This window comes from Streptomyces sp. NBC_00376, assembly GCF_036077095.1.
Lineage (GTDB): Bacteria > Actinomycetota > Actinomycetes > Streptomycetales > Streptomycetaceae > Streptomyces.
Map to the genome: position 1 here is coordinate 135,753 of NZ_CP107961.1, position 15,813 is coordinate 151,565.

A 15,813-nucleotide genomic window follows, 5' to 3' on the forward strand; every position below is an offset into this window, starting at 1 on the left:
ACCGCACCGGGCCGCGCCGGACCACACCGGACTGCTCCGGACCTCACCCTCCGACCCCGGCAGCACGCACTCATTTTTTAGTTAGAACCCGACGGGAGCGACGTTTCGATGGCGGATGAAGAGAAGCTGCGGGAATACCTGACCCGTGTGGTTGCGGAGCTGCAGCAGACCCGCCAGCACCTGCGCAACGTCGAGTCCCAGGAAGCGGAGCCGATCGCGATCGTCTCCATGAGCTGCCGCTACCCGGGGGGCGTCGACACGCCCGAGGACCTGTGGGACCTCGTGTCCTCGGGCGGCGACGCCATCTCCGGCCTGCCGGCCGATCGCGGCTGGAACATCGAGGACCTGTACGACCCCGACCCCTCCGCCACGGGCAAGATCTACGCCCTCGAAGGCGGCTTCCTGCACGACGCGGGCGAGTTCGACCCGGCCTTCTTCGGGATCTCGCCGCGCGAGGCCCTGGCGATGGACCCGCAGCAGCGGCTGCTGCTGGAGACCTCATGGGAGGCGCTGGAGCGGGCCGGCATCGACCCGACGGCCGTCGGCGGCAGTGCCACCGGCGTGTTCGTCGGAGCGGCGGGCCAGGGCTACGGCGGCGACCTGAGCGGGGCCGCGGGCTCCGAGGGCTACATCCTCACCGGCACCGTCACGTCCGTGCTGTCCGGACGCATCTCGTACACCCTCGGCCTCGAAGGCCCGGCCGTCACGCTCGACACCGCGTGCTCCTCCTCCCTCGTCGCCCTGCACCTGGCCGCCCAGGCGCTGCGCAACGGCGAGTGCGCCATGGCACTGGCGGGCGGCGCCTCGATCATGCCGAGCCCGGCCGGACTCATGGAGTTCAGCCGTCAGCAGGGCCTCGCGCGCGACGGCCGCTGCAAGGCGTTCGCGGACTCCGCCGACGGCATGGGCATGGCCGAGGGTGTCGGCATGCTGCTGCTGGAGCGGCTCTCGGACGCCCGCCGCAACGGCCACGACGTCCTCGCCGTCATCCGTGGCTCCGCCATCAACCAGGACGGCGCCTCCAACGGCCTCACCGCCCCCAACGGACCGGCCCAGCAGCGCGTCATCCGTCAGGCCCTCGCCAACGCGAAGGTCTCGGCCGACCAGGTCGACGTCGTCGAGGCGCACGGCACCGGCACCTCGCTGGGCGACCCGATCGAGGCCCAGGCCCTGCTGGCCACCTACGGCCAGGACCGGCCGACCGGACGGCCGCTGCTGCTCGGTTCGGTGAAGTCGAACATCGGTCACACGCAGGCCGCCGCCGGTGTCGCGGGCGTGATGAAGATGGTCCTGGCCATGCGGCACGGTGTGCTGCCCAAGAGCCTTCACATCGACGAGCCTTCCACGCACGTCGACTGGACCGCCGGCGCCGTCGAGCTCGTCACCGAGCACAGGGAGTGGCCCGAGACCGGCGCCCCGCGCATCGCCGGTGTCTCCTCCTTCGGAATCAGCGGTACCAACGCCCACGTGATCCTGGAGCAGGAACCCGTCATCGAGGCCTCGGAGGTTTCGGGTGCTGCGGGTCCGGTGGGGGTGGGGCTGTCGGCGGTTCCGTGGGTGTTGTCGGCGAAGTCGCCGCAGGCTCTGGCGGATCAGGCGGGTCGTCTGTTGGCCCGGGTTCGTGATGATGCCGGGCTTTCGGTGGTTGACCTGGGGTATTCGTTGGCGTTGACCCGGTCTCGTTTTGAGTATCGGGCCGGTGTGGTGGCCGGTGGGCGTGGGGAGTTCGTTGCCGCGCTGGAGGCGGTTGCTGCGGGTGGTCCGGCTCCTGGTGTGGTGCGGGGGGTTCCGGCGGACGCGGAGGTGCGTCCGGTGTTCGTGTTCCCGGGTCAGGGTGCGCAGTGGGCCGGTATGGCGGTGGGGTTGCTGGAGTCCTCGCCGGTGTTCGCGGCGCGGATGGCGGAGTGCGCGGCGGCGCTGGAGCCGTACGTGGAGTGGTCGCTGATCGACGTCGTGCGTGGCGTCGACGGCGCGCCCGGTCTGGACCGGGTGGATGTGGTTCAGCCGGTGCTGTGGGCCGTGATGGTGTCCCTGGCGGAGGTGTGGCGGTCGTACGGTGTCGAGCCGGCGGCCGTGATCGGTCACTCGCAGGGTGAGATCGCCGCTGCGGCGGTCGCGGGCATTCTCTCGCTGGGCGATGCGGCGAAGGTGGTGGCGCTGCGCAGCCGGGCGATCATCGCGCTCGCGGGCCGTGGCGGCATGGTGTCCGTCGCCCAGCCCGCCGCTTGGGTGCGGGAGAAGATCGCGGCGTGGGACGGGCGGATCTCCATCGCCGCCGTCAACGGGCCTTCGTCCGTGGTCGTTTCGGGTGATCCCGAGGCTCTGGACGAGCTGGTCACCGACTGCCAGGCCGACGAGATCCGCGCCCGCAAGGTGGACGTGGACTACGCCTCCCACTCCGCCCACGTCGAGGAGATCGAACCCGAGCTCGCGAAGCTCCTCGGGGGCATCGCCCCGCAGACCGGCGGTACGACCCTGTACTCGTCCCTCACCGGGGGACTGCTCGACGGTACGGAGATGGGTGCCGGGTACTGGTACAACAACCTGCGCGAAACCGTCGAGTTCGAGCAGGCCACCCGCGCCGCCCTGGCCGACGGGCACACCGTCTTCATCGAGGTCAGCCCCCACCCCGTCCTCTCCCTCGGCCTCCAGGGCACCATCGGAGACGCCGACACGGACGCAGCCGTCCTCGGCACGCTCCGCCGCGACGAGGGCGGACTCGACCGGTTCCTGGCCTCGCTCACCGAGGCCCACGTCCACGGCACCACCGTCGACTGGACGGCCGTCTTCGCCGGCACCGGCGCCACCCGCGTCCCCCTCCCCACCTACCCCTTCCAGCGCACCCGCTACTGGCCCGAGTCCCCGGCCGTCGTGCTCGCCGAGACGGCTGCCCCGGACGACGCCGCCTTCTGGGAGGCCGTCGAGCAGGGCAACCTCGAAGCCCTCGTCGGCGCGCTGGAGCCCGCCGACGCCGAGCCGCTGCGCGCAGCCCTTCCCGCGCTCGTCAGCTGGCGCCGTCAGCGCCGTGAGAACTCCACCATCGACTCGTGGCGCTACCGCGTCACCTGGAAGCCCGTCGCCACACCTCTCGGCGCCGCCCTGTCGGGGCGCTGGCTGCTTGTCGTACCGGAGAACGCGGAGAACACGGAGAACGCGGACGACACCGCGACCACCCTGGCCCAGACCCTCACCGCCGCCCTGACCCGGCACGGCGCCGAGGCCGTCCCCACCACCCTCGCCGAACTCGCCGACACCGAGGACCTCTCGGACGCCGCAGGCTTCCTCTCACTCCTGGCACTGGACACCACGCCGCACCCGGGCCACCCGGGCGTGACCACCGGCCTGGCGAGCACGGTCGCACTCATCCGTGCCCTGGCCGACGCCGGGGCGACCGCTCCGCTGTGGACCCTCACCCGGGGCGCGGTCTCCGTCGGTGCCTCCGACCGCAAGGTCGACCCCGCACAGAGCTCCGTCTGGGGCCTGGGCCGGGTCGCCGGACTCGAACTCCCCGAGGGCTGGGGCGGGCTCGTCGACCTGCCCGCCGACCTGGACGACCGCGGCGCCTCCCGCCTCGCCGGCCTCATCGCGGGCGGTGACGAGGACCAACTCGTCCTCCGCGATTCGGGCGCGCACGCCTGCCGGCTGACCCGTGCCCCCCTCGGAAGCCGCCCCGGCACCCGCGACTGGACCCCGCACGGCACCGTACTGATCACGGGCGGCACCGGCGCCATCGCCTCGCACGTCGCCCGCCAACTGGCCGAGACCGGTGCCGGGCACCTCGTACTGACCAGCCGGCGCGGCCTCGACGCCCCCGGCGCGCCCGAACTGCGCGACGAACTCACCACCCTGGGCGCCCGGGTGACCATCGCGGCCTGCGACGTCGCCGACCACGACAGCCTGCGGACCCTGATCGACGGGCTCCGTGCGGCGGGCGAGACGATCACCGCCGTCCTGCACGCCGCAGGCGTCGACCGCACCGGCGAACTCCTCACCCTCGACGCCGCTCAGCTCCACGAGGTCCTGGCCGCCAAGACCCTCGGCGCCGCCCACCTCGACGAGATCTTCGACGACGGATCGCTCGACGCCTTCGTGCTCTTCTCCTCCAACTCCGGCGTCTGGGGCAGCGGCGGCCACGCCGCCTACGCCGCCTCCAACGCCTACCTCGACGGCCTCGCCCTCAGCCGCCGCGCCCGCGGCCTGACCGCCACCTCCATCGCCTGGGGCGCCTGGGACGGCGGCGGCATGTCCGGCGGCGACGCCGGCGAGCAGCTCGCCCGCCGCGGTCTCGCCGCCATGCCCACCGGTCTCGCCATCGCGGCCCTGCGCCAGTCCGTCGAGCACGACGAAACCTGCGTGAGCATCGCCGACATGGACTGGGAGCGCTTCGCCCCCGTCTACGCCCTGTCCCGGCCGCGCCCGCTCATCGGCGACATCCCCGAGGCGGCACGCGCCCTCGCCGCGAAGGACGAGGGAGCAGACGGCACCGGCCAGGACGGCTCCGCGCTGCGCACCCAGCTCCGTGGACTCACCGCTGCCGAACAGGAGCAGCAGCTCCTCGACCTCGTACGTGGCGAGGCCGCGTCAGTACTCGGCCACCGGAGCACGGACGCCGTCCAGCCCGGCCGCGCCTTCAAGGAGCTCGGCTTCGACTCGCTGACCGCCGTCGAACTGCGCAACCGGCTCACCGAGGCCACCGGTCTCAAGCTGCCCACCACCCTCGTCTTCGACCACCCGAACGCCATCCGGATCGCCGAGCTGCTGCGCACCGAATTCCTCGGCATCGACAGCGCCGCCCCGACCGTCGTGCGCGCGGCCTGGTCCGAGGACGACGAGCAGATCGCCATCGTCGGCATGAGCTGCCGCTTCCCCGGCGGTGTCGGCTCCCCCGAGGACCTGTGGCGGATCGTTTCCTCCGGCACCGACACCATGAGCCCCTTCCCCGCGAACCGCGGCTGGGACATGGACGTCGTGTACGACCCCGACGGCCGCCCCGGCACCTCGTACATCAACGAGGGCGGATTCGTCGTCGACGCGGGCCACTTCGACCCGGGCTTCTTCGGGATCTCGCCGCGCGAGGCCCTGGCCATGGACCCGCAGCAGCGGCTGCTCCTCGAAGCCTCCTGGGAGGCCTTCGAGCGGGCCGGCATCGATCCCGAAACGCTGCGCGGCAGCCTGACCGGTGTCTACGCCGGCACCAACGGCCAGGACTACGCTCCGCTCCTGATGGCCTCCGCCGAGGCCGCCGACACCACCCTCACCAGCAACGCGGCCAGTGTGCTGTCCGGCCGCATCTCCTACACCCTGGGCCTGGAGGGCCCGGCGGCGACCATCGACACCGGCTGCTCCTCCTCATTGGTGGCCCTGCACCTGGCGGCCCAGGCGCTGCGCAAGGGCGAATGCGACCTGGCGCTCGCGGGCGGCGTGACCGTCATGTCGACGCCGATGTCGTTCACCGAGTTCAGCCGCCAGCAGGGCCTCGCCTCCGACGGCCGCTGCAAGTCCTTCGCGGACGCCGCCGACGGCACCGGCTGGGGAGAGGGCGTCGGCGTCCTGCTTGTCGAGCGGCTCTCGGACGCCCGCCGCAACGGCCACGAAGTCTTCGCGATCGTCCGTGGCTCGGCGATCAACCAGGACGGCGCGTCCAACGGCCTGACCGCCCCCAACGGCCCCTCGCAGCAGCGCGTCATCCGCCAGGCCCTCGCCGGCTCCGGCCTGAGCGCCGCCGACATCGACGTCGTCGAGGCCCACGGCACCGGCACCCGGCTCGGCGACCCGATCGAGGCCCAGGCGCTGATCAACACGTACGGCCAGGAGCGCGCCGAGGACCAGCCGCTGTGGCTCGGCTCGGTCAAGTCGAACCTCGGCCACACGCAGGCCGCGGCGGGTGTCGCGGGCGTCATCAAGATGGTCATGGCGATGCGCCACGGCGTACTTCCGAAGACCCTCCACGTGGACCGGCCGTCCACGAAGGTGGACTGGCAGGCGGGCGCGGTCGAGCTGCTGACCGAGGCCCGGGACTGGCCGGCCTCGGCCGAGCGACTGCGCCGTGCGGCCGTCTCGTCGTTCGGTGTGAGCGGCACCAACACCCACGTCATCCTGGAGGAGCCGCAGCCCGGACCCGAGTCTGCCGAATCGACGAAGTCCCTTCTGCCGACGGTGCCTTGGATCATGTCGGCCAAGTCGGAGAGTTCTCTCGCCGGCCAGGCCGAACGGCTGCTGGCGCTGGTACGGGAGAACACCGCCCTGTCGCCGCTCGACATCGGCTACTCCCTCGCCCTGACCCGCACCGCTTTCGACCGCCGGGCGGCGGTCGTGGCCGGTGACACCGAGCACGTCCTGAGCCAGCTGGAGGCGATCGCCGACGGCACGGTGCGGGGTGTTGTGGGCGCGGCCGGTCGTTCGGCGTTCTTGTTCTCGGGTCAGGGTTCGCAGCGGGCCGGGATGGGCCGTGAGCTGTACGAGGCGTACCCGGTGTTCGCGGACGCGTTCGACGCGGTGTGCGCGGAGCTGGACCGGCATCTCGACCAGCCGGTCAAGGACATCGTGTTCGGTGGGTCGGAGCTGATCGACCAAACCGTCTACACCCAGGCGGGCCTGTTCGCGATCGAGGTCTCCCTCTTCCGCCTGCTGGAGCACTGGGGCATCACGCCCGACTACCTCCTCGGCCACTCCATCGGCGAACTGGCCGCCGCGCACGTCGCGGGTGTGTGGTCCCTGGAGGACGCGGCGGCGCTGGTCGCCGCCCGGGGCCGCCTCATGCAGGCACTGCCCACCGGCGGAGCCATGGTTGCCATCCAGGCCACCGAGGCGGAAGTCCTGCCGCTCCTCACAGACGGCGTTTCGATCGCCGCCCTGAACGGTCCGGACTCCGTCGTCATCTCGGGTGACGAGGACGCCGTACTCGCCATCGCGTCCGGTTTCGGGAAGACGAAGCGCCTCCGCGTCAGCCATGCCTTCCACTCGCCGCGCATGGAACCCATGCTCGCCGAGTTCAAGACCATCGCCGAGAACCTGACCTTCCACGCCCCGAAGCTCCCCATCGTCTCCAACCTGACCGGCGAACTCGCCGGCGCGGAGCTGCTGACCGCCGACTACTGGGTGGACCACGTCCGCCAGACCGTCCGCTTCCTCGACGGCGTACGCCACCTCGAAGCCCAGGGCATCACGACCTACCTGGAACTCGGGCCCGGCGGAGTCCTCTCCGCGATGGGCCAGGACTGCGTCACCGAAGACGCTGTCTTCCTCCCCGCCCTGCGCAAGGACCGTACCGAGACAGAGGCGCTGACCACTGCCGTGGCGGAGCTTCATGCGCACGGCGCCTCCGTCGACTGGGCCGCGTACTACGCGAACACCGGCGCCCGGCGCGTCGACCTGCCCACCTACGCCTTCCAGAACGAGCACTACTGGCCCAAGAACTTCAACCGCACCGGTGACCTCACCAGTGTCGGCCTGAGCACGTCCGAGCACCCGTTGCTCGTGGGCTCGGTCGCGCTCGCGGGTGAGGACGTCTCCCTCTTCACCAGTCGCCTGTCCCTGGACTCGCACCCGTGGCTCGCCGACCACGCCGTCCTGGGTTCGGTGCTGCTGCCCGGCACCGCCTTCGTCGAACTCGCGCTGCACGCGGGTGACCAGGTCGGCTGCGGAGTGCTGGAGGAACTGACCCTCCAGGCCCCGTTGGTGCTGGTCGAGCGCGGTGCCCGCATCCTGCAGATCGTCGTCGGCGCGGCCGAGGCCGACGGTTGCCGCACTGTCACCGTTCACTCGAGCTCCGCCGCCGACGGCGACGACAACTGGATCCTGCACGCCTCCGGTGTCGTCGCCGAAGGCTCCGAGCGGGCCGGGGAGTCCGCTGCCGGACTCGTCGAATGGCCGCCGCGCGACGCGGAGGCCGTCTCCGTGGACGGCATGTACGAATTCCTCGGCGAGCTCGGCTACGGCTACGGCCCGGCGTTCCAGGGCCTGCGGGCCGTGTGGCGCCGTGACGGAGAGCTGTTCGCCGAGGTCGAGCTGGCGGGGGAGGCGGGGGAGCAGGCGGCCCGGTTCGGCCTGCACCCGGCGCTGCTGGATTCCGCCCTGCACGCGATCGGCCTCAGCGGCGGTCTCTCCGGCATGGAGGGGCCGGGTCTGCCGTTCGCCTGGACGGACGTCGAGCTGTTCGCCGTCGGATCGCCGGTCCTGCGCGTACGGATGACCGTGGGCGACGGCGGCAAGGTCTCGCTGGACCTCGCCGACGGCACGGGTGCGCCGGTGGGCCGTGTCGGCTCGCTGGTGCTCCGGCCGGTGTCCGCACAGCAGTTGGACGGTGCCGCGTCCGCGGAGGGCGCCGATTCCCTCTTCCGCCTCGAATGGGTCCGGACGACCGCTCCGGCCCAGGCGCCGGACGGTGCTGCCGAGCCGGCCGTTCTCGTCCTGGACGGTGCGGGCACGGACGTACGCGAACACCTCAACCATGCACTGACCCGGCTGCAGGAGTGGCTGGCCGCGGAGCGTGACACGGATGCGCGTCTGGTCGTGGTGACCCGGGGCGCGGTGGCCGTGGGCGCCACGGACGGTGACCTCGATCGCGGGCCCGTGTGGGGTCTGGTCCGGTCGGCGCAGTCCGAGAACCCGGGTCGGATTGTTCTGGTGGACGTCGATGCCGATGTCGATGTCGACGGTGGCGGTGTCGATGTCGGTGGTGTTGCGGGGTTGGGTGAGCCGCAGGTTGTGGTGCGTGAGGGTCGGTTGTTCGTGCCTCGGTTGGTGCGGGCTGCGGCTGGTGGCGTTGGCGGTGCTGGTGGTGGGTTGGTGGTTCCGTCGGGTGTGGCGGAGTGGTCGTTGCAGAGCACGGGCAAGGGCACCCTGGAGAATCTGGCGCTGCTGCCCGTGGAGCGGCCGGGGCTGGGCGAGGGTCAGGTGCGGGTGGATGTGCGGGCGGCGGGGGTCAATTTCCGTGATGTGCTGAACGCGCTGGGGATGTATCCGGGTCCTGAGGTGCCGATGGGTGCCGAGGGTGCGGGTGTGGTCGTGGAGGTCGGTCCGGGGGTGACGGGTCTGCGTCCGGGTGACCGGGTGATGGGGCTGTTCTCCGGCTCGTTCGGTCCGAGCGCGGTCACCGAACGCCGAATGCTCGCCCCGATCCCCGACGACTGGTCCTACGCACAGGCTGCCGCCGTGCCGGCGGTGTTCCTGACCGCCTACTACGGGCTGGTCGAGTTGGCCGATGTGCGGCCGGGTGATTCGGTGCTGGTGCATGCGGCGTCCGGGGGTGTGGGGACGGCCGCGGTGCAGCTGGCCCGGCATCTGGGGGCCGAGGTGTACAGCACGGCGAGTGAGGCGAAGTGGCCGGTCCTGGCCGCGATGGGTATCCCCGCCGAGAGGATCGCTTCTTCCCGGACCCTCGACTTCGCCGAGGCCTTCGCCGCGGAGACGGGCGGTCGGGGCATGGACGTCGTGCTGAACTCCCTTGCCGGGGAGTTCGTCGACGCCTCGCTCGGACTGCTGCCGCGCGGCGGCCGGTTCCTGGAGATGGGCAAGACCGATGTACGCCACCCCGAGCAGGTCGCCGAGTCGCACCCCGGGGTCGACTACCGGTCCTTCGAGTTGCTGGATGCGGGTCCGGACCGGCTTCAGGGGATGTTGCTGGAGTTGCTGGGGCTGTTCCGGGAGGGTGTGCTGAGCCTGCCTCCGGTGCGGGCGTGGGACATCCGTCAGGCCCCCGAAGCGCTGCGGTTCATGAGCCAGGCCCGGCACGTGGGCAAGGTCGTCGTGACGATGCCGCGCATCCCCGATCCTGCGGGTACGTACCTGGTCACGGGGGCCACCGGCACCCTGGGCGGCCTGGTCGCCCGCCACCTGGTCACCGCACGAGGTGTACGCAGCCTGCTCCTACTCAGCCGCCGGGGCACCGACGCCCCGGGCGCGGCCGAACTGGTCGCGGAGCTGGAGGCGGCCGGGGCCCGGGTCTCGCTGCTGGCCTGCGACGCGTCCGACCGCGACGCACTGGCCGCCGCCCTGGCCACCGTCCCGGCCGAACACCCCCTCACCGGCATCGTCCACACCGCCGGTGTCCTGGACGACGGAGTGATCCCCGAACTCGACGCCGACCGCATCGACACGGTCCTGCGCCCCAAGGCCGACGCCGCCTGGAACCTTCACGAGCTGACCCGTCACCACCACGAACTCGCCGAGTTCGCCATGTTCTCGTCCACCGCAGGCATCTTCGGTGGTCCGGGGCAGGGCAATTACGCGGCGGCGAACGTGTTCCTCGATGTGCTGGCCCAGCACCGGCAGGCCCAGGGCCTGCCCGCCACGGCCGTGGCCTGGGGCATGTGGGAGGAGCGCAGCGGAATGACGGCGCACCTCGGCGACGCCGAGATCGCCCGCATGACCCGGGCCGGCATGCAGCCGCTGCCCACCGACCACGGCCTCGCCCTGCTGGACGCGGCCACCGCAACCGGACAAGCGCTGCTCGTCGGCACCCGCCTGGACCTGGCCGCCATCCGCAAGCAGGCGGACACCGAGGGCACGGGCGTGCTTCCGCTGCTGCAGGGCCTGGTCAAGGCCCCGGCCAGGAAGGCCCGGGGCGCGGCGACGGCGGTCGAGGCGTCCTCGTTCGCCCAGCAACTCGCCGCCCTGCCCGCAGAACAGGCCGAACGCACCCTGCTCGACCTCGTCCGCACCCACGTCGCCGCCGTACTCGGACACGCCTCCGCCGACACCATCGAAACCGGCAAGGCCTTCCGCGAACTCGGCTTCGACTCCCTCACCGCCGTAGAAATCCGCAACCGCCTCAACACCGCCACCGGCCTACGCCTCCCGTCCACCCTGGTCTTCGACTACCCGACCCCCGAGGTGCTGGTCGACCACCTGCGCTCCGAACTGCTGGGGCTCGACGCGGGTGCGGCCACGGCCGGCGCTTCCGTCGCCGCGACCGCCGATGCGGACGACCCGATCGCCATCATCGGGATGAGCTGCCGGTTCCCGGGCGGGGTCCGTTCGCCGCAGGACCTGTGGCAGCTCCTCGCCGAGGGCCGCGACGCCATCGGCGGCGTACCGCTCGACCGCCAGTGGGACCTGATGGCCCCGCCCGTATCCGACGACGAGCGGGCCGCGGCCCCCGTCCTCCAGGGCGGATTCGTCCAGGACGCCGGGGACTTCGATCCGGCCTTCTTCGGGATCTCGCCGCGCGAGGCCATCGCCATGGACCCCCAGCAGCGGCTGCTGCTGGAGACCTCCTGGGAGACCTTCGAGAACGCGGGCATCAACCCGCGCAGCCTCAAGGGCACCCCCGCCGGAGTGTTCGTCGGCGTCAACACGCAGGACTACGTCACCCTGCTGGCCAAGGTCCCCGCGGGCGGCGAGGGCTACGTCGCGAGCGGCACCTCCGGCAGCGTCGCCTCCGGCCGTATCTCGTACACGTTCGGCCTCGAAGGCCCGGCCGTCACCGTCGACACCGCGTGCTCGTCCTCGCTGGTCGCCCTGCATCTGGCCGCCCACGCCCTGCGCAACGGCGAGTGCACGATGGCCCTGGCCGGTGGCGTCAACATCATGGCCACCCCCGGAACGTTCGCCGACTTCGACAAGCAGCAGGGTCTGGCGCCCGACGGCCGGTGCAAGGCCTTCGCGGACGCCGCCGACGGCACCGGCTGGGGAGAGGGCGCGGGCGTTCTGCTCCTGGAGCGGTTGTCGGAGGCGCGGCGTCTGGGTCATGAGGTGCTGGCCGTGGTGCGTGGTTCGGCGGTCAATCAGGACGGTGCGTCGAACGGTCTGACGGCTCCGAACGGTCCGTCGCAGCAGCGGGTGATCCGCCAGGCCCTGGCCAACGCGGGTCTGACCACCGCCGATGTCGACGTGGTCGAGGCACACGGAACGGGCACGAAGCTCGGCGACCCGATCGAGGCCCAGGCCCTGCTGGCCACCTACGGCCGCGAACGCCCCCAGGACCAGCCCCTCCTCCTCGGCTCCATCAAGTCCAACATCGGCCACACCCAGGCCGCCGCCGGCGTCGCCGGCGTGATGAAGATGGTCCTGGCCATGCGCAACGGGATCCTCCCCCGGACCCTCCACATCGACACCCCCTCCACCCACGTCGACTGGACCGACGGCGACATCCAGCTCCTCACGGAGCACACACCGTGGCCCGAGACCGGCGCCCCGCACCGCGCGGGTGTCTCCTCCTTCGGGCTCAGCGGCACCAACGCCCACGTGATCATCGAGCAGGCCCCCGAGACCCCGGAGGCGAAGCAGCAGCCGAAGCCCGTCCCCTCTCGGGTGGCGGTGCCGTGGGTCCTGTCGGGCAAGTCGGAGACCGCGCTGCGCGCCCAGGCCGGGAAACTCCTCGACCGCATACGCCAGGACACGGACACCTCCCTCACCGACATCGCCTACTCACTCGCCCTCACCCGAACCCACTTCGACCACCGCGCAGCCATCACAGCCACCCACCGGGACGACTACCTCACCGCCCTCGAAGCCCTCACCCACAACCACCCCACCACCAACACCACCACCGCCGCCGAAACCCAGACCTCACCCCGCCCCGTATTCGTCTTCCCCGGCCAGGGCGCCCAATGGACCGGCATGGCCGTGGAACTCCTCGACTCCTCGCCGGTGTTCGCGGCGCGGATGGCGGAGTGCGCGGCGGCGCTGGAGCCGTACACCGACTGGTCGCTGACCGATGTCGTACGCGGCACCGACGGCGCGCCCGGCTTCGACCGCGTCGACGTCGTCCAGCCCGTCCTATGGGCCGTCATGGTCTCCCTCGCCGAACTGTGGCGCTCCTACGGAGTCGAACCCGCAGCCGTCATCGGCCACTCCCAGGGCGAGATCGCCGCAGCCGCCGTCGCCGGCATCCTGTCCCTGAGCGACGCGGCGAAGGTCGTCGCCCTGCGCAGCCGGGCCATCACCGCCCTCGCCGGCCGCGGCGGCATGGTCTCCGTCGCCCAGTCCGCAACCTGGGTGCGCGAGAAGACCAAGACCTGGGACGGGCGGATCTCCATCGCCGCCGTCAACGGCCCCTCGTCCGTGGTGGTTTCCGGTGACCCGGAGGCTCTGGACGAGCTGGTCGCCGACTGCCAGGCGAACGAGATCCGCGCCCGCAAGGTGGACGTGGACTACGCCTCCCACTCCGCCCACGTCGAAGAGATCGAACCCGAGCTCGCGAAGCTCCTCGCGGGCATAGCACCGAGCGCGGGCGATGTGGCCCTGTACTCCTCCCTCACGGGCGGACTGCTCAACGGCACGGAAATGGGCGCAGGCTACTGGTACAACAACCTCCGCGAAACCGTCGAGTTCGAACAGGCCACCCGCACCGCCCTCACCGACGGCCACACCGTCTTCATCGAGGTCAGCCCCCACCCCGTCCTCTCCCTCGGCCTCCAGGGCACCACCGAGAACACCGGCACCGACGCAGCCGTCCTCGGCACCCTCCGCCGCGACGAAGGCGGACTCGACCGCTTCCTCACCTCCCTCGCCGAAGCCCACGTCCACGGCACCACCATCAACTGGACAACCGTCTTCGCCGACACCGACGCCACCCGCACCACCCTCCCCACCTACGCCTTCCAACGCACCCGCTACTGGCCCGAGCTGTCCGCCGAATCGGTCGGGGCAGGCACGGCCGCCATCGACGCCCGATTCTGGGAGGCGGTCGAGCACGAGGACCTGGATGCGCTGTCGCAGGCACTGGGTGGTGCCGACGCCGAGCCGTTGCGGGCGGCCCTGCCGACCCTGTTCAGCTGGCGGCGGCAGCAGCGTGAGCAGTCCGCGCTGGACAACTGGACCTACCGCACCACCTGGAAGCCGGCCGAGTCCGGCACCGGCTCCACTCCGCTGCTCCCGGGGCGCTGGCTGCTGGCCGTGCCGGAGAGCTTCTCCGTCGACGACAAGCTCGTCGACGCCTTCGCGACCGCGCTTGCCGAGCACGGTGCCGACGTCAGCCGGGTCGCGGTGGCCGAGCGTTCGGCGCTCGCCGCCACCCTCGCCGGTCTGGAACCCGAGGGACCCGAGGGAATCGACGGAGTCGTCTCGCTGCTGGCGCTCGCGGAGACCGACGAGGCCGCTGCGGCCACGGAGCCGCTGGGTCTGCTGGGTACGGTCGTGCTCCTCCAGGCCCTGGGCGACGCGGGTGTCCAGGCACCCCTGTGGTGCCTGACCCGGGGTGCCGTCTCGGTCGGTGCGGCCGATCGGCTCGTCAGCCCGGCACAGGCGGCCGTCTGGGGCCTGGGCCGGGTCGCCGGGCTCGAACTGCCGCAGCGCTGGGGCGGTCTCGTGGACCTCCCGGCCGAGCTCGACGAGCGGGTCACGGCCCGCTTGTGCGGGATCCTGGCCGCGGGCGACAAGGCGGAGGACCAGCTCGCACTGCGTGAGCAGGGGGTGTTCGTACGACGACTCGTCCGCACCCGCCTGGAGACCGCCACCACCACTGCCACCGCCTCCGGCGGCTGGCAGCCCACCGGGACCGTGCTCGTCACCGGTGGCACCGGCGCCCTCGGCGGGCACGTCGCCCGCTGGCTGGCCCGTAACGGCGCCGAGCACCTCGTACTGACCAGCCGGCGCGGCCTCGAAGCCCCCGGCGCGACCGAACTCCGCGACGAACTCACCGCCATCGGCGTACGGGTCACCATCGCGGCCTGTGATGTCGCCGACCGGGAAGCCCTGCGTGGCCTGTTCGACGGCCTCGACGTCGCCGGTACGCCCGTGACGGCGGTGCTGCACGCCGCCGATGCCACGGCCGACGGCCTCATCGACGGCCTGACCCCGGACGGGGTCGCGGCGGCGCTGCGGGCAAAGGTGACCGGCGCCGTTCACCTGCACGAGCTCACCGAGGACCGTGACCTGGACGCGTTCGTCCTGTTCTCCGCGTTCGCCGGCACCGTCGGCGGCATCGGCCAGGGCGGTTACGCCGCGGCCAACGCCCACCTCGACGCCTTGGCGGTCCACCGCCGGGCACTGGGCCTGGCGGGTACGTCGATCGCGTGGGGCCCCTGGGCCGAGGGCGGCACGGCGCACGGCGACCCCGGGTTCGCCGACCGCATGCGCGGCCGCGGGCTGCCGGTGCTGCCGACCGAGGCGGCCCTGACCGCACTCGGCCGCGTCGCGGCCGGCGCCGGGGCCCGCGACACGGCGGCCGTGCTGGTCGCGGACGTGGACTGGACCTCCTTCCTGAACGCTTTCCTCGCCGCCCGCCCGGCGGCCTGGCTGGGGGACATCCCGGAGGTACGGAAGTACGCCACGGAGTCCGCCGCCGGAGAGACGGAGGGCGGTTCCGCCGCCTTCACGGCCTCGCTCGCCGGGCTGTCGGACGCGGAGGCGGCACGGAAGCTGCTGGAACTGGTACGGACCGAGGCGGCCGTGGTGCTGGGCTACGAAACGGCGGAGCCGATCGGCGCCAAACGGCCGTTCCGGGACCTCGGATTCGAGTCGCTCACCGCCGTCAACCTGCGGAACCAGCTGAGCGCGAGGACGGGTCTAAGACTGCCCGTCACCCTGGTCTTCGACCACCCGACGCCCACCGCGCTGGCGGAATTCCTGCGCGGCGAGCTGGGGGGCGCGCAGGAGACGCCGGAAACGGCGGTGCTGTCGGAGCTGGACCGGCTGGAGTCGGGCCTGTCCGTTCTCGACGGCGACGAGGGAGCCCGCCAGCGGGTCACCTCGCGCCTGCGGGCCCTGGTGGCCCGGCTGGACGGGGCGCAAGCACCCGTCGAGGGGGGCGACAGCGTGGTGGACCAGCTGGATGCGGCGAGTGCCGAAGAAGTACTGGCCTTTATCGACAACGAGTTCGGAGAGGTCTGAAAAGCGTGTTCGTCGAGTGTGCGGAATTCTTGGAGGGGT

Annotated in this window: 1 protein-coding gene; it reads left to right on the plus strand. The window is 71.9% G+C overall.

What is annotated here, in order from left to right:
- Positions 1-108: 108 nt before the first annotated feature.
- Positions 109-15,774 carry a type I polyketide synthase gene (locus OG842_RS40635; RefSeq protein WP_328512713.1) on the plus strand — a complete coding sequence of 5,222 codons (15,666 nt, stop codon included), beginning with the start codon at positions 109-111 and terminating at the stop codon, positions 15,772-15,774.
- Positions 15,775-15,813 lie beyond the last annotated feature (39 nt).